Origin of the sequence: Micromonospora sp. NPDC001898 (genome assembly GCF_042891255.1) — a bacterium.
Lineage (GTDB): Bacteria > Actinomycetota > Actinomycetes > Mycobacteriales > Micromonosporaceae > Micromonospora.
On the sequence record NZ_JBIATC010000003.1, the window covers coordinates 624,802 to 639,871 of the forward strand.

Sequence of the window (15,070 nt, forward strand, 5' to 3'; positions counted from 1 at the left end):
GCTGGTCACGGCGTGTCCCGCTCCTCCGTGGCCTCGGGAGACGCCCCGACGGCCGCCTCCGTGGCCTCGGGAGGTGCTTCGGCGGCCGAGGCCACGGCGGCCTGCCGGGCCGTTTCGGCCTCCCGCAGCACCTGCCGCCGCTCGGCGTACGCCTCGGCTCCCTTGCTGGGTTTGCGCCGTCGGGGCGGGGCGGTCACCCCCGGGGCGAGCTTGCGGGCGGAGACCAGGAACGCGGTGTGCGCGATCATCCGGTGGTCTGGGCGCACGGCCAGGCCCTCGGCGTGCCAGTCGCGCACCAGCGACTCCCAGGCCCGCGGCTCGGTCCAGCCGCCGCGCTCGCGCAGCGCCTCCACCAGCTCGGACAGCTGCGGGGTGGTGGCCACGTACCCGATGAACACGCCGCCGGGCAGCAGCGCCCGCTCGACCATGTCGAGGTTCTCCCACGGCGTCAGCATGTCCAGGATGATCCGGTCGAAGCCCGTCTCGGCGCAGCCGGCCACCTCGCCGACGTGCAGGTGCCACGCCGGGTGCGGGCCGTCGAAGAACGCCTCGACGTTGCGCCGGGCGATCTGGGCGAAGTCGTCGCGTACCTCATAGGAGTGCAGCTCGCCGGTGGTGCCGACGGCCCGCAGCAGCGAGCAGCTCAGCGCCCCGGAGCCGGCGCCGGCCTCCAGCACCTTCGCGCCGGGGAAGACGTCGCCCATAGCGACGATCTGCGCCGAGTCCTTCGGGTAGATCACCTGGGCGCCGCGCGGCATGGACAACACGTAGTCCGACAGCAGCGGGCGTAGGGCGAGGAACGCGGTCCCGCCGCCGGAGGTGGTCACGACGCTGCCGTCGGGCAGCCCGATCAGGGTGTCGTGGTCCAGGATGCCCCGGTGGGTGTGGAACGCCTTGCCGTGCTCCAGGGTGACCGTGTGCATCCGCCCCTTCGGGTCGGTCAGCTGCACCCGGTCGCCGGGGCGGAACGGCCCCCTGCGATGGCCCCTGTCCGGCACGTCTGATGCCGCGCCGCGATCTGGGGTCGTCGGCACGGGCGGCGGCGCCGGGGGGTCGGCGGGCACCGGTGCGCCGGGGTCGGCCGGCAGGGCGGAGGGATGTGCGGTCACGTGTTCATCTTCCGTTTGGGTTCCAGGAGCTGCGCCAGATCCGCGATGTGCAGAACGCCGACGACATCTTCGCCTGCCGTCACGACGTACTGCGCGCCCGGGTGGGTCTGCACGATCTCCATCACCGCTTCGCCGTCCAGGCCGACCGGCAGGACGGGCAGGGCGGCCAGGGAGCGGGACACCTCGTCGACGGTGATCCACGGCCGCCGCTCCGGCGGCACCGCGGCGGTGGCGACCGGGTCGAGCAGGGCCACCGGCCGGCCGGTGGTGTCGGTGACGACGAGGGCCGCGTCCGGCCGGGGGCCCTCGGCGCAGCGGCGCTGCGCCTCGGCCAGCGGGGTGCCGGTGGACACCGGGAAGACCGGGCGGGCCAGCCGGCGCAGGTCGATCAGCGAGAACCGGCGGCTGATCCGGGCCAGTCGCACGGACTGCCCCGCGCCGCGCCACAGGGTGAACGCGACCAGCAGCATCAGCGGCAGCGCGAGCGGCACCAGCAGCCGGTTCACCGCGAGGACGACGACCAGCGCGGCGGTGCCGACGGCGACGGCCCGGCCGACCCAGCCGGCGACCTCGGTGCCGGTGTGCCGGTCCCGGGTCAGCGCCCACACGGCGGCGCGCAGCGCCCGGCCGCCGTCCAGCGGCAGCCCGGGCAGCAGGTTGAACACGGCGACGATGACGTTGCTCACCGCGAGTTGGAAGGCGAGCTGGTCGGCCAGGGTGCCGTCGGGCAGGGCCAGGGTGGCGACCACGGCGACGGCGCCGAGCACCGCGGAGACCGCCGGGCCGGCCAGCGACACCAGCAGGTCCACCCGGGGGCTGGGGGCGTCGCGGTCCATCTCGGTGTACCCGCCGAGCAGCTCCAGGGTGATCCCCCGCACACCGATGCCGTGACGGCGGGCGGTCAGGGCGTGGCCCAGCTCGTGCAGCAGCACCGAGCCGAGCAGCGACACGACGAACCCGAAGCCGATCAGGTAGCCGCCGAGCTGGGACAGGTCGAGCTGGCTGCGGGCGAACTCGGCGTACATGACGGTGACGAGCAGGGTCAGCAGCAGCATCGACCCGTTGAGGTGCAGCGGCACCCCGAACACCCGGCCGACGGTGAATCCGGCGGACCGCTGTGGCCGCCGCCGCGGCCGGGTCGTCTGCTGCTCCATCGTCCCGATGCTACGTACCCGCCGCCGACGCCCACCGCTCGGAGCGGCGGGGACGGGCTTGTCGGACCGGTGGCCTAACCTTCCGGGCATGACGGCGGAACCGGTGATCGAGCAGCAGCAGGCGCGGGCCACGGCGGGGATGCCGGCCACGGCGGAGGTGCCGGCCACGGTCCGGGCGTCGCTGTCGCCGTCGCGGGCGGCCGACTTCAAGACCTGCCCGCTGCTCTACCGGTTCCGCAGCATCGACCGGCTGCCCGAACGGCCCAGCGTGGAGCAGGCCCGGGGCACGCTGGTGCACGCGGTGCTGGAGCGGCTGTTCGACCTGCCGGCGGCCGGGCGCACGCCGGAGGCGGCCGGCGACCTGGTGGGCCCGCAGTGGGACCGGCTGGTCACCGAGCAGCCGGAGCTGGCCGGCCTGTTCGACGCCGACGACCCGGCCGGCACGGCCGAGTTCCTGCGCGCGGCGGCGGGGCTGCTGGAGGGCTACTTCGCGGTGGAGGACCCGCGCCGGTTGGAGCCGGCTGAGCGGGAGGCGCTGATCTCCGCGGTGGTCGACGACGAGCTGCTGATCCGGGGCTACCTCGACCGGCTGGACGTGGCCCCGGACGGGGCGCTGCGGGTGGTCGACTACAAGACCGGCGGTGCCCCCCGGGAGGCGTTCGAGGCCCGGGCGCTGTTCCAGCTCAAGTTCTACGCGCTGGTGCTGTGGCGCACCCGCGGCGTGGTCCCCCGGGTGCTGCGGCTGCTCTACCTCAAGGACGCCGAGGTCTGCGACTACGCCCCCGACGCCGACGAGTTGCTGCGCTTCGAGCGGACCGTGGTGGCGCTGTGGCAGGCGATCGAGGCGGCCACCGCCCGGCAGGACTTCCGGCCCCGCCCGAGCCGGCTCTGCGACTGGTGCAACCACCAGGCGCTGTGCCCGAGCTTCGGCGGCACCCCACCGCCGTTCCCGACCGCCGCCGGCAGCGCGAATCCGCTGGTCGACGCCCGGTCCCGGCCTGCCCCGCCCGGGGCGGACGAGTGAGCCTCCTCCCTGAGGAGGAGACGGGGTTCACCGCTGGCGACGATCGATCGCGCGTGGTGGCGGCTAGCGTTCCGGTATGACCGGAGGGCCGAGGGCGTTGCTGCGCCGCCACCCGCTCGCCGCCGACGCGCTGTCCGCCGTCGCCGTGGTGCTGGTGGACGTCGTGTTCGTCCTGCTCTCCCCGCAGGAGTTCCAGCTCGGCCCGTTGCCCGTCGCGGCCGGCTGGAGTGTGCTGTGCGCCGCTCCGGTGGCGCTGCGCCGGGTCGCCCCGTGGCCGGCGGTGGTCGCCGCCATGGCCACCCTCGCCCTGCCGGTGCTGCTCGGGCCCGCCCCCACCGCGCAGAGCCTCACCTTCGTGGTGCTCACCTACACGATGGCGGCGCACCGGCCGGTGCGGACCGCCGCGGCGGCCACGGTCGTGCTGTGGCTGCCGGTGGCGGCGGTCAACGTCCTCACCCCCGCCGACGACACGGTGCTCGGGGTCGGCCCGGCGTACCTGGTGCTCAACAACCTGCTCACCGCCGTGGTGGCGTACGCGGTGGGGCGGGCGGTGCGCGCCCGGCGCACCTCGACGGAGGCGCTGCGGGAGCGGGCCCGCTCCGCCGAGCAGAACCAGCGGTCCCTGGCCGAGCAGGCCGTCGCCGACGAGCGGCGCCGCATCGCCCGGGAACTGCACGACGTGGTGGCGCACCACGTGAGCGTGATGGGCGTGCTGGCCACCGGCGCCCGGCGGGTGCTGCGCCGGGACCCGGACGCCGCCGACGAGGCGATCGCCACGATCGAGGACACCAGCCGGGCGACCCTGCGGGAGATGCGCCGGCTGCTCGACGTGCTGCGCACCGACGCCGAACCGGCCGCCGACCTGGCCCCGCAGCCCAGCCTGGCCGGCATCGCGGCCCTGGTGGAGCAGGTGCGCGAGGCCGGCCTGCCGGTGACGCTGCGCATCGAGGGCACCCCCGGGCCCCTGGAGGAGGGGGTGGCGCTGACCGTCTACCGGATCGTGCAGGAGGCGCTGACCAACGCGCTCAAGCATGCCGGGAACGCCACCGCAGTGGTCCGGCTGACCTTCGGCGCGGCGTTCCTGGCCGTCGAGGTGACCGACACCGGCCGAGGTCCGGGGCCGGCCCCGGACCGGATCGGGCACGGCGTGGTGGGCATGCGGGAGCGGGTCGGCCTCTACGGTGGGACGCTGCGCACCGGGGCCCGCCCGGGCGGTGGCTACCGGGTGTACGCGAGGATTCCCGTGGAGCGGTTCGGGGCGGTGCCGGCGTGACCGGGGCCGTGCCACGATCAGCGGGGCCGCGACGGGCCCGGCGCGACGGGAGGACAGGCCATGAGTGACGGCGTGACGGCGGCGCGGCCGGTGCGGATCCTGCTCGCCGACGACCAGCCGCTGCTGCGCACCGGCTTCCGGATGGTGCTGGGCACCGAGGACGACCTGGACATCGTTGCCGAGGCCGGCGACGGCCTGGAGGCGGTGGAGCTGTCCCGCCGGCTGCTGCCCGACGTGGTGCTGATGGACATCCGGATGCCCCGGATGGACGGGGTCGCCGCGACCCGGGCCATCGTCGACGCCCGGCTGCCGGTGCGGGTGCTGATCCTGACCACGTTCGACCTCGACGAGTACGTGGTGGGGGCGCTGCGCGCCGGGGCCAGCGGGTTCCTCGCCAAGGACGTGCCGGCGGAGGACCTGGTGACGGCGATCCGCACGGTCGCCGCTGGGGAGGCGGTGGTGGCGCCGCGGATCCTCAAGCGGCTGCTGGACCTCTTCGCGGACGTGTTGCCCGATCCGGCCGCCGCCCCGCCGAAGGCGCTCAACGCCCTCACCGAGCGCGAACGGGAGGTCCTCGTGCAGGTGGCCCGGGGGCTGTCCAACGCGGAGATCGCCCGGGCGTTGTCGGTCAGCGAGACCACCATCAAGACGCACGTCGGGCACGTGCTGACCAAGCTGGGGCTGCGCGACCGGGTGCAGGCCGTGGTGCTGGCGTACGAGTCGGGTCTGGTGCGCCCCCGGGCGTAGCCGTGGCGGCACCGGGCCCGCCGACACCCGTACCGAAGTGTTGCGATCGTCACCTATCGTGACCGACGGTGAGCTGGTGGGGTTGACCCTGGGTGGTGCCAGGTCCTGGCGTCCGAGTCCGGGGAACACCGCCAACGTGGTCGGAAACGGTCAGGGTGAACCCTGAGTCGCTCTCCGGGCCGACCCGCAGCGGGAAATCCGCCACCGCTCCCCCCGGAGTCGGACGGATCGGCGGCACCGGTCGCCGAGGATGGGGACATGCCGCACCGGCCAGCGGGGGCGGTGCGGAAGCAGCCAGACGGAAGAGGTAGATGACGTGACCGCCACGGTAGGCCGCCAGGCGCGGGCCGCAGCCCGGGCAAGCGACGTGTGGAAGGTGTACGGCAGCGGCGAGGCGCAAGTCTCCGCGCTGCGGGGGGTGAGCGCCGAGTTCGAGCGGGGCCGGTTCACCGCGATCATGGGCCCGTCCGGGTCGGGCAAGTCGACGCTGATGCACTGCCTGGCCGGCCTCGACTCGGTCACCCGGGGCACGGTGTCGATCGGCGAGACCACGGTGACCGGCCTCGGCGACGCCGGGCTGACGAAGCTGCGCCGGGACAAGGTGGGCTTCATCTTCCAGCAGTTCAACCTGCTGCCCACGCTGACGGCGAAGGAGAACATCCTGCTGCCGATGTCGATCGCCGGCCGCCGGCCGGACCCGGCCTGGTACGACACCGTGATCGACACGGTCGGGCTGCGCGACCGGCTCGACCACCGCCCGGCGCAGCTCTCCGGTGGTCAGCAGCAGCGGGTGGCGTGCGCCCGGGCGCTGGTGGCCCGCCCCGAGGTGATCTTCGCCGACGAGCCGACCGGCAACCTCGACTCCCGCTCCGGCGCGGAGGTGCTGAACTTCCTGCGCAACTCGGTGCGCGAGCACGGCCAGACCATCGTCATGGTGACCCACGACCCGACCGCCGCCGCGTACGCCGACCGGGTGGTGTTCCTCGCCGACGGGGAGATCGTCTCGGAGCTGATCGAGCCGACCGCCGACACGGTGCTGGACACCATGAAGAAGCTCGACGCCCCCGTCATCACCGAGGTGGGGAACGCGTGAGCGCGAGGAATGAGCGCAGCGAGTCCCGCAGTCGCGAACAGAGGGAGCACTGATGTTTCGGGCCACCCTCAAGAGCCTGCTGGCGCGCAAGGTGCGGCTGATCCTCTCCGGCCTGGCCGTGGTGCTCGGCGTCATGTTCGTCTCCGGCGCCTTCGTGCTCACCGACACCCTCGGCCGGTCCTTCGACGCGGTCTTCGCCGACGCGTACGCCGGCGTCGACGTCAACGTCGCCGCCAAGCCGAAGATCGCGGTGGGCGAGGCGGAGGGCGAGCAGGTCTCCCCCGCGTTCCCGGCCGACGTGGTGGGCCGGGTCCGGGCGGTGCCCGGCGTGGCCGAGGCCACCGGCATGGTCAACGCCGACGGCGCGCGGCTGATCGGCAGCAACGGCAAGGTGGTCACCTCGTTCGGGCCGCCCCAGCTCGGGCAGAACTGGATCGGCGAGAGCGACCTGGTGAAGCTGCGGGAGGGGCGCGCGCCGCAGGCCGACGACGAGATCGTGGTCAACGTGGCCCTCGCGACGGCCGCGAAGGTCAAGGTGGGCGACCGGGTCGGCGCGCTGACCGCGTTCGAATCCAAGCGCCGCGACTTCACCCTGGTCGGCGTGTTCGGCTACAGCGGCGGCCGGGACTCCATCGGCGGGGCGAACGAGATCGCGTTCACCACCCCGGCCGCGCAGCGGCTGATGCTCGGCAAGCCCGACACGTTCAACAGCGTGACGGTGCGGGCCGCCGGCGGGGTGACCCCGGAGGCGCTGCGCGACGACCTGACCCGGGCGCTCGGCGCGCAGTACGAGGTCAAGACCGGCGAGCAGCTCTCCGCCGACGCCGCGGCCGGCCTCAAGGAGGGGCTGTCCTTCTTCAACAAGGTGCTGCTCGGCTTCGCCGCGGTGGCGCTGCTGGTCGGCACGTTCCTGATCCTCAACACGTTCTCGATCATCGTGGCGCAGCGGACCCGGGAGCTGGCCCTGATGCGGGCCATCGGGGCCAGCGGGCGGCAGATCATCGGCTCGGTGGTGCTGGAGGCCCTCGCGGTCGGGCTGATCGCCTCGATCCTCGGCCTCGGCGCGGGCATCGGGGTGGGCGCGCTGCTGGCCTGGGCGTTCGGCACGTTCGCCGGCGGGCTGACCCTGGCCGGGCTGGGCGTGCCGCCGGCCGCCGTGGTCAGCGCCTTCGCGGTCGGCATGCTGATCACCGTGGTGGCGGCGCTGCTGCCGGCGTTGCGGGCCGCCCGCATCCCGCCGATCGCGGCGATGCAGGACGTGGCCACCCCGGACCGGCCGCTGACCCGGATCACCGTCTCCGGCGCGGTGGTCACCGCCGTCGGCGGCGCGCTGCTGGCGGTGGGGCTGACCGGCAACGCCGGCGGCGCCACGCTGCAGGTGATCCTGGCCGGGGTGCTGTTCACGTTCATCGGGGTGGCGCTGCTGACCCCGCTGCTCAGCCGGCCGGTGGTGTCCCTGCTCGGCGGGCTGTTCGCCTGGTCGGTGCCGGGCCGGCTGGGGCGGCTCAACTCGGGGCGCAACCCGCGCCGAACGGCGATCACCGCCGCCGCCCTGATGGTCGGCATCGCCCTGGTCACCGGGGTGACGGTGATCCTCGACTCGGCCAAGTCCAGCATCGCCGGTACGGCGGAGAGCACCATCGACGCGCAGTTGGTGATCGCCGGGGCGCAGTCGGGGCCCCGGCCGCCGGTGTTCGACCCCGCGGTGGTCGACCGGGCCGCCGCGGTGCCGGGGGTGAACGCGGTGGTGGGCATCTACAACGACAACGCGGTCGTCGACGGCGACCGGACGTACGTGGTCGCGCTGACCGACCTGGCCGCGATGGGGCAGATCTACCACACCACCGCGCAGGCGGGCACGATCGCCACGCTACGGCCCGACCAGGTGGCGCTGAGCGTCTCCGGCGCGAAGGAGCTGGGCAAGTCTGTGGGTGACGGGCTGACCGCCCAGTTCGCCCGGGGCGAGGGCCCGCACACGTACACGGTGACGGCGGTCCTGCCCGACGACCGGGCCATCGGGTCGATCATGCTGCCGAGGGAGGCCGGGGCGGAGTTCACCAGCCCGCAGCCGTTCACGGCGCTGGTGCAGCTCACCCCGGGCACGGCCGTGTCGCAGGTGCAGCCGCAGTTGGAGGCGCTGGTCGCGGACAGCCCCGAGGTGTCGGTGGCCGACCGGGCCAGCTTCATCGAGCAGCAGACCAGCGGCTTCGACACGTTGCTCACGATGATCCAGATCCTGCTGGCGCTGGCCATCGTGATCGCCGTGTTGGGCATCATCAACACCCTGGCCCTGTCGGTGCTGGAGCGGACCCGGGAGTTGGGCCTGCTGCGGGCGATCGGGCTGCGTCGGGCGCAGACCATGCGGATGATCACCGTGGAGGCGGTGGTGATCTCCGTCTTCGGCGCGCTGCTCGGCGTCGTCGTCGGCAGCGGCCTCGGCGCGGCGGTGGTCCGGGCGCTCCAGGACGAGGGGATCACCGACCTGGTGCTGCCCTGGTCCCAGATCGGGATCTTCCTCGGCCTGGCCGCGCTGATCGGGGTGGTCGCGGCGGCGCTGCCGGCGATCCGCGCCGCCCGGCTCAACATCCTGGGAGCGATCGCCCACGAATGAACCGCGGGCGCCCCTGCCACTGTGGATGGTGGCAGGGGCCCCGGCCCCCTGACAGCCCCGGCCGGGGGTCAGGCCGGCGGGTCGCCGAGCAGGGCGGCCAGCAGCTCCAGGTCCGCCCCGGTCAGGCTCTCCAACTGGTGTACGCCGTCGGCCGGCGCGATCGGCACCTCCGCCGGCACGGCCAGCACCGCCGCGCCGGCGGCCAGGGCGCTGGCCACCCCGGTCGGGGAATCCTCGATCGCCACACACCGGGCGATCGGCACGCCGAGCAGCCGGGCGGCGGTCAGGTACGGCTCCGGGTGCGGCTTGGTCGCGTCCACCTCGTCGCCGCAGACCACCACGTCGAAGCTGTCCCGCCCCAGGGTGTCCAGCGCCACCTCCACCAGGGGCCGGACGCTGGAGGTGACCAGGGCCGTCGGAACGCCCGCCGCGCGGACCGCGCCCAGCAGCGCCAGCGCGCCGGGCCGCCAGCGCAGCCCGGTGCGGAACAGCTCCAGGATCCGCACGTCGATCCACGCCGCGCTGACCAGCGCGTCCCGGTGCGGCTGACCGAGGTCCTCGTGCAGGATGCGCATCGAGTCGGCCATGCTGGTGCCGACCATCGACCTGCGGGCGGCGGCGGACAGGACGCCCCCGTACTCGGCCGCCAGTTCGCGCAGTGCGACGTCCCACAGCTTCTCACTGTCGACCAGGGTGCCGTCCATGTCGAAGAGCACGGCGGCGGGATGATGGCTGCTCAGCGGGTCCTCCAGTAGTCGCACGGTTCACGCGATCCTCTCAGCCGGCCCGGCCCTCCGACGCCGGACCCGCTCGGGGGTGACCTCGGCGACCCTTCCGGTGGCGGCGTCAGCCCAGGTTGCAGGTCGAAAGGCCGGACTCGTAGCCGCGGAAGAAGGAGTCGGTGCGCTGCTCGGCGGTGCCGTGCGCACCCTCGGCGAACCATGGCTGGTCGGGGTCGTCGCCGACGGCGAGCAGCCCCTCCCGGAACTCCTCCAGGTCGCCCTCCTCCAGCGTCAGCTGCTTGGCCCGGATCGAGCCGCCGACGTACGCCCCGGCCATGCAGTCGGCCTGCAACTCCTGCTGGATCGTGAAGTCGTAGCGGATGCCCAGCCGTACCTGCACGCCGTGGGCGTACTCGTGGCCGAGCAGGTAGTACAGGAACGCGTCGCCGACCTGCCGAAACGCCGAGACCGACCAGTTGACGTCGTAGGCGATGAAGTCGCCCGCCGAGCAGTACACGGCGTTGTTGCGCGGCAGCGCCTGCCCGCCGCAGGACACCTCGCCCTCCCGCTGGTACGCCACCACCCGCCGGATCGGCTCGAACCGCCGGCCGGACTCCCGGAACTGCGCGGTCCAGTACACCTCGGCCTGGTCCACCGCGGCGGCGAGGTCCTCCTTGAACTCGGCGACGCTGGTGGTGCCGTCGGCGCGGGTGCGCTCCGCGCCCGGTGCCGCGGACTGCCGGGGCCGCTCCGGGCCGGGCTGCTGCGGCGTACCCTCGTCCACCCCGCCGACCGCGCAGCCGCCGGCCACCACCAACGCGACCAGCAGACCTGCCAGCGACCCTCGCGGCCGACGTCCCGCGCGTGCTGTCACAGCGCCTCCCCGGTTCGCTCTCACCGGTGCAGTACCCCGGCCCCCCTTCGATCATGCCGTCGACCAGGGCTCCCGGTGACCCTCCGATCGGCTCGCGTCAGGGGCTGGCGGCGAGGAAGACGAACGCGGCCAGCAGGACCAGGTGCACGCCGCCCTGGAGCATGGTCGCCCGGCCCGGCACCACGGTGAGCACGCCGGTGACGACGGTCAACGCCAGCAGGGCCAGCTGAGTGCCGCCCAGCCCGAGCAGCAGCGGCCCGTCGAGCCAGATCGAGGCGATGGCGATCGCCGGGATGGTCAGGCCGATGCTGGCCATGGCCGAGCCGAGGGCCAGATTGAGGCTGATCTGCACCCGATCGCGGCGGGCGGCGCGGGCCGCGGCCAGGGTCTCCGGCGCCAGCACCAGCAGCGCGATGACCACGCCGACGAACGCCTGCGGCAGGTTGGCGGCGGACACCCCGGCCTCGATGGCCGGTGACACCATCTTCGCCAGTCCCACCACGGCGATCAGCGCCACCACCAGCAGGGCGAGGCTGGCCAGCGCGGCCCGAGGCGACGGCGGGTCGGCGTGTCCGTCCCCGTCGGCGTCGACCACGGCCCCGTCGGCGCCCACCGGCAGGAAGTAGTCGCGGTGCCGGCCGGTCTGCACCAGCACGAACAGCCCGTACAGGGCCAGCGAGGCCACGGCGGCGAAGGCGAGCTGGGCCGGGGAGAACTCCGGGCCGGGCCGGCTCGTGGTGAAGGTCGGCACCACCAGGCTCAGGGTCGCCAGGGTGGCCACGGTGGCCAGCGCCCCACCGGTGCCCTCGGGGTTGAACACCGCCACCCGGCGGCGCAGCGCGCCGAGCAGCAGGGACAGGCCCAGTATGCCGTTGCAGGTGATCATGACAGCGGCGAAGACGGTGTCCCGGGCCAGCGCCTGCGTCTTGTCTCCACCGCTGATCATCAGGGTGACGATGAGGGCCACCTCGATGACCGTGACCGCGACGGCGAGCACCAGCGAGCCGAAGGGCTCACCCACCCGGTGGGCGACCACCTCCGCGTGGTGCACGGCCGCCAGCACCGCCCCGGCCAGGAACACCGCCACGATCACCACGACCGCCGGAGGTAACTCCCTGCCCCAGGTCAGGACCAGGACCACGACGGCGAGCAGAGGAACGACGACGGTCCAGTCGGTGACACGGGAACGCAGGTGGGCGGGCATGGCGCCAACCCTGCCAGAAATCGTGATCATCGCCCACCCGAACTACGGCACGCCCCCGCAGGTGGGAGGGGTCCGACCGCGACGACGCCGGGGGGTTGTCTCAGTCACGCCCGACGATGCCGGGATCGGGAACCCGCCAGAGCACCAGCTCCGTGTCCGGCACCCGCTCCGCGAACCACCCGTCCCGGGCCGCCGCCGCGAGCAGGCCCCGCAGGTCGTCGTCGAACTCCGCAAGCCGCGGCCCGAACAGGGGCGGCACCCCGTCCGACCGCGAGTGCACCCACGCCACCACGTCGTCGACCGACCGCCGCACCACCGCCCCGGACGGCACCCGCAACCGCTGCGGGCCGACAAAACCCGCCGCGGCCAGCACCGCGGCCTCTCCGCCCGGCGTCCCGTGCGGCAGGAACCCCCGGCCGGCCCGCCGTACCGGGCCCAGATAGCCCCGCACCAGCTCGGCCACCGCCGCGTACGGGGGCACCGGACAGGGCAGCCCGATCGTCGACAATGGCTCCTTGGCGTCGCTGATGTGCACGAACGCCCCGCCCGGCAGCAGCATCCGGCGCACCGTCGCCGCGACCCGGTCCTGCTCCATCCAGTGGAAGGACTGCCCGAACACCGCCACCCGGAAGACGCCCAGCCCGGCCGGCAGATCCTCCGCCCGCGCCCGCACCCACCGGACGTCGCCCACGCCCGCAGCGGCGGCCCGCTGCCGCGCCCGCGCCAACATCCCGGGGTCCGGGTCGATCCCCACCGCCTCCGCGAACCACCCGGCCAGCGGCAGCGTCACCGTCCCCGGGCCGCAACCCACGTCCAGCAACCGACCCGACCCGTCCAGGCCGAGGGCCTGCGCCAGCGCCGCCACGAAACCCTCCGCGTACGGCAGCCGCCCCCGCTCGTAGTGCACGGCGGCACCCTCGAACAGGGACTCGTCCCAGACCCAGCCCTCCGGCACGCCCCACTCCCCTCACCCGACGCGGTCGGCACCGACCCGCCGCCCAGAGCTGCGTGCACGGCAAGCATCGCCGGAGCTGCCACGATAGTCTGCCGATCATGCACGGGTTCACGGATGTCGACCGGCATCCAGACCCGAACTCGTGGGTGGCGGTCCTGGACCGTCTCACGGAGGAGCCGTTCTACCAGGCATACCAGCAGCGGGTACGCGAGCTGCTCCATCCGGCACCTGGTCGTCGCTACCTCGAAGTCGGCGCTGGCACAGGGGCAAGCGCGGCCAAGCTGAACGATGACCACGATGTCAGCGTGGCAACCCTCGACCACGCGCAGACCATGTCCGCCGCAATGCGAGCGCGCGGCTTAACTCAGTGCGCGGTCGCCGACGCCCATCACCTGCCATTCCTCAGCTCCTCCTTCGACGGGGTGTGGGCCGATCGCACCGTGCGACACCTCGCCGACCCCCACGCCGCGATCAAAGAGATCATCACCGCCAACGGCGTCCTCCTGCGCAGCCTGCCCAAGGTCCGCAAGCCCGAGCCCGCACGCGGGGACCGCACAAGCAGCGCAGGGGGTGAAGCATGAAGGGAGCATCTCTACTGCCTGACCTCGCCGATCGCGGGCAGCAGGCACCCCTTGGACCGGGTCCGCTGTCCTTGACGCCTTACGGCGCGATTCCTAGCTTTGTCGCTCATGAGCTGGAGCAAGGAAACTGGCAGATCAGACCATGGATAGCCTCAGGTTGACGGAAGCGCTCGGCTACACCCTCGGTGACCTGCTCATGATCTCAGCCGAGGCGTTCGACGCCCGGGTCGTCAGGACCACACCCCAGCGCCTGCTCATTGACTGGCCATGGTGGGAGGCCGACCCCGACTCAGCCAACTCATGGGACGGCACCGTGGGCTTCCCTCGTGACCCTGACGCTCACGGCTGGCAAAACACACCCTGGCGACTGGAACCCGACCCCTCCGAACTCCGAGCCGGTGACCCCTGCTTCGTGGGCATCCCACCAACGGAAGTGCGGGTTACCTCCATCGAAAGATTCGACCCTCCCGCCGACTTCGGATTCCTACCCCGCCCGGACTACATGCTTGGGGTAGTTCCTGTCGATGCGATCGAGGACCAAGAAGCGGGGTATGTCCTCTACCTCAACAGCCAAGAGCCGATCGACATCGAAGTTCTTGCAAACCCCGACCAACCAGGGGACGCACAAGCACTACTCTGAAACCAAAGATCGTCTAGCCGGACGTGTCACCCACGTCCCGAGACTGATCTGTCACGGACGTCCTGAGACCCGACATCGCCGGCAGCCGGCCTGTCCTCCGTCACTGATGTACGACAGGCGTCCGCCAACTGACCTGCGACACCTCGGCGCTGATCGCGGCATGAGCGAGCATGCCGCCGTTGACCGGGATTGCCGTCCCCTGCCTGCAGTGCAGGGTCTGGTCACCGTACCGGCGTGGTGGGCATCGGCGTCGGGCCCCAGCCGGTCAGGAGAGGGTGGACGCCCGGCCGTCAGACGTCGGATTCGAGGGCGAAGGTGTTGCCGTCCGGATCCTGGAACCACGCGATACGTCCACCGCCGGCCCGAGCGGTGATTCCCTTCGCGTCATGTTCGAACTGGTCGTATCGGATGAACTCGACGCCGGACGAGACGAGCTCGTCAACGATCTGGTCGATGTCGTCGACGTACCATGTCGCCAGTGTCGCCGGGCTCTTTCCAGCAGTAACCGACTGGTACACGTTCAGTGCCGCCACACCGCCAGAACCATAGACGCGGCTGCCATCGGCGATGTTGGCGCTGGGGCCCGACTGCAGCGCCTGTAGGCCCAATTGGCCTTCATAGAACGCGACCGCCCGTTGTATGTCGGACACGGCGACCGAAGTCCTGAGGTGATACGTGCTCAACGGCATGAACCACTGTCGCACACGCAGCGCACTGGAGCGCCGCGCTCGGCGACCAGCCGGACCAGCCTGCGGAACTGGGCGGGTTGCAACCCCGTGAACGGGAACATCCACTCCGGGCGAGCCCGCCGAAATCACCTGTATCCCGCAATGATCCGCCATGGACCCGCTACCGAGTTACGAGGCGTCCCTTATTGAGGGCGCCTCTCGAAGGCCCCGGCGAGTCCCCTGGGACCACCCCAAACTTCGGGTTCTGGAGGTCGACCCTCACGGCAGGCAGGCTAAAGGCGTGATGGCACCGCCTGGGGCGGCGCACGGACGGCGGCAGATGCGGACGCGCGGCGGCATCTCGCGCTGTACGTGGCGGGTTGTGCCGCTCGTGCTCGGCACCACCCCGCGCACC

General features: G+C 72.8%; 14 protein-coding genes and 1 pseudogene. 7 read left to right on the forward strand and 8 right to left on the reverse strand.

Annotated features, from left to right (window positions below):
• Positions 1-5: 5 nt before the first annotated feature.
• Both ACFYZF_RS10680 and ACFYZF_RS10685 read right to left on the reverse strand, forming a co-directional pair.
• Positions 6-1,034, reverse strand: a complete 1,029-nt coding sequence (locus ACFYZF_RS10680; RefSeq protein ID WP_387018421.1) for a tRNA (adenine-N1)-methyltransferase — start codon at positions 1,032-1,034, stop codon at positions 6-8.
• A 71-nt stretch (positions 1,035-1,105) separates the two neighbouring features.
• Positions 1,106-2,197, reverse strand: coding sequence for a M50 family metallopeptidase (locus ACFYZF_RS10685; protein WP_387018423.1), 1,092 nt, complete (start codon positions 2,195-2,197; stop codon positions 1,106-1,108).
• Positions 2,198-2,351: 154 nt separating this feature from the next.
• On the opposite strand from ACFYZF_RS10685, the gene ACFYZF_RS10690 reads away from it, so the two are divergent.
• From ACFYZF_RS10690 to ACFYZF_RS10710, 5 genes are all read left to right on the forward strand, one after another.
• Positions 2,352-3,287: a RecB family exonuclease gene (locus ACFYZF_RS10690; RefSeq protein WP_387018119.1), complete on the forward strand. Its 936-nt coding sequence runs from the start codon at positions 2,352-2,354 to the stop codon at positions 3,285-3,287.
• Positions 3,288-3,363: 76 nt separating this feature from the next.
• Positions 3,364-4,560 (forward strand): sensor histidine kinase, encoded by a 1,197-nt coding sequence (locus tag ACFYZF_RS10695; RefSeq protein ID WP_387018122.1) that lies wholly within the window; start codon positions 3,364-3,366, stop codon positions 4,558-4,560.
• 60 nt (positions 4,561-4,620) lie between these two features.
• A complete protein-coding gene (locus ACFYZF_RS10700; protein ID WP_387018125.1) occupies positions 4,621-5,307 on the forward strand; it encodes a response regulator in 687 nt (228 codons plus the stop codon).
• A gap of 316 nt (positions 5,308-5,623) precedes the next feature.
• Positions 5,624-6,400 (forward strand): ABC transporter ATP-binding protein, encoded by a 777-nt coding sequence (locus ACFYZF_RS10705; protein WP_387018128.1) that lies wholly within the window; start codon positions 5,624-5,626, stop codon positions 6,398-6,400.
• Between the two features lie 52 nt (positions 6,401-6,452).
• A complete protein-coding gene (locus tag ACFYZF_RS10710; RefSeq protein ID WP_387018130.1) occupies positions 6,453-9,011 on the forward strand; it encodes an ABC transporter permease in 2,559 nt (852 codons plus the stop codon).
• A 68-nt stretch (positions 9,012-9,079) separates the two neighbouring features.
• Here the strand turns inward: ACFYZF_RS10710 and ACFYZF_RS10715 are convergent, their stop codons facing one another.
• The 4 genes from ACFYZF_RS10715 to ACFYZF_RS10730 form a co-directional block, all read right to left on the reverse strand.
• Positions 9,080-9,727 (reverse strand): HAD family hydrolase, encoded by a 648-nt coding sequence (locus ACFYZF_RS10715; RefSeq protein WP_387018425.1) that lies wholly within the window; start codon positions 9,725-9,727, stop codon positions 9,080-9,082.
• A 130-nt stretch (positions 9,728-9,857) separates the two neighbouring features.
• Positions 9,858-10,607 carry a neutral zinc metallopeptidase gene (locus ACFYZF_RS10720; protein WP_387018133.1) on the reverse strand — a complete coding sequence of 250 codons (750 nt, stop codon included), beginning with the start codon at positions 10,605-10,607 and terminating at the stop codon, positions 9,858-9,860.
• A gap of 97 nt (positions 10,608-10,704) precedes the next feature.
• Positions 10,705-11,811 (reverse strand): calcium:proton antiporter, encoded by a 1,107-nt coding sequence (locus tag ACFYZF_RS10725; protein WP_387018136.1) that lies wholly within the window; start codon positions 11,809-11,811, stop codon positions 10,705-10,707.
• 100 nt (positions 11,812-11,911) lie between these two features.
• Positions 11,912-12,766, reverse strand: a complete 855-nt coding sequence (locus ACFYZF_RS10730) for a class I SAM-dependent methyltransferase (protein ID WP_387018139.1) — start codon at positions 12,764-12,766, stop codon at positions 11,912-11,914.
• Between the two features lie 98 nt (positions 12,767-12,864).
• Here ACFYZF_RS10730 and ACFYZF_RS10735 point away from each other — a divergent pair, with 98 nt between their 5' ends.
• Both ACFYZF_RS10735 and ACFYZF_RS10740 read left to right on the forward strand, forming a co-directional pair.
• Positions 12,865-13,347, forward strand: a complete 483-nt coding sequence (locus ACFYZF_RS10735) for a methyltransferase domain-containing protein (RefSeq protein ID WP_387018142.1) — start codon at positions 12,865-12,867, stop codon at positions 13,345-13,347.
• A 157-nt stretch (positions 13,348-13,504) separates the two neighbouring features.
• Complete coding sequence (locus ACFYZF_RS10740) at positions 13,505-13,987, forward strand: hypothetical protein (protein ID WP_387018144.1); 483 nt, start codon at positions 13,505-13,507, stop codon at positions 13,985-13,987.
• Positions 13,988-14,277: 290 nt separating this feature from the next.
• Here ACFYZF_RS10740 and ACFYZF_RS10745 read toward each other — a convergent pair whose 3' ends face one another.
• Both ACFYZF_RS10745 and ACFYZF_RS10750 read right to left on the reverse strand, forming a co-directional pair.
• Positions 14,278-14,691, reverse strand: coding sequence for a VOC family protein (locus ACFYZF_RS10745; protein ID WP_387018146.1), 414 nt, complete (start codon positions 14,689-14,691; stop codon positions 14,278-14,280).
• Positions 14,692-14,708: 17 nt separating this feature from the next.
• A pseudogene (locus tag ACFYZF_RS10750) lies at positions 14,709-14,811 on the reverse strand (IS5/IS1182 family transposase); the annotation flags it as partial.
• Positions 14,812-15,070: the final 259 nt, after the last annotated feature.

What these genes read in the sequence shown, in the direction of transcription:
- ACFYZF_RS10710 (WP_387018130.1), top strand. Translation starts at nt 6,453, where the DNA reads ATGTTTCGGGCCACCCTCAAGAGCCTGCTGGCGCGCAAGGTGCGGCTG.
- ACFYZF_RS10725 (WP_387018136.1), bottom strand. Translation starts at nt 11,811, where the DNA reads ATGCCCGCCCACCTGCGTTCCCGTGTCACCGACTGGACCGTCGTCGTT.
- ACFYZF_RS10700 (WP_387018125.1), top strand. Translation starts at nt 4,621, where the DNA reads ATGAGTGACGGCGTGACGGCGGCGCGGCCGGTGCGGATCCTGCTCGCC.
- ACFYZF_RS10735 (WP_387018142.1), top strand. Translation starts at nt 12,865, where the DNA reads ATGCACGGGTTCACGGATGTCGACCGGCATCCAGACCCGAACTCGTGG.
- ACFYZF_RS10690 (WP_387018119.1), top strand. Translation starts at nt 2,352, where the DNA reads ATGACGGCGGAACCGGTGATCGAGCAGCAGCAGGCGCGGGCCACGGCG.
- ACFYZF_RS10695 (WP_387018122.1), top strand. Translation starts at nt 3,364, where the DNA reads ATGACCGGAGGGCCGAGGGCGTTGCTGCGCCGCCACCCGCTCGCCGCC.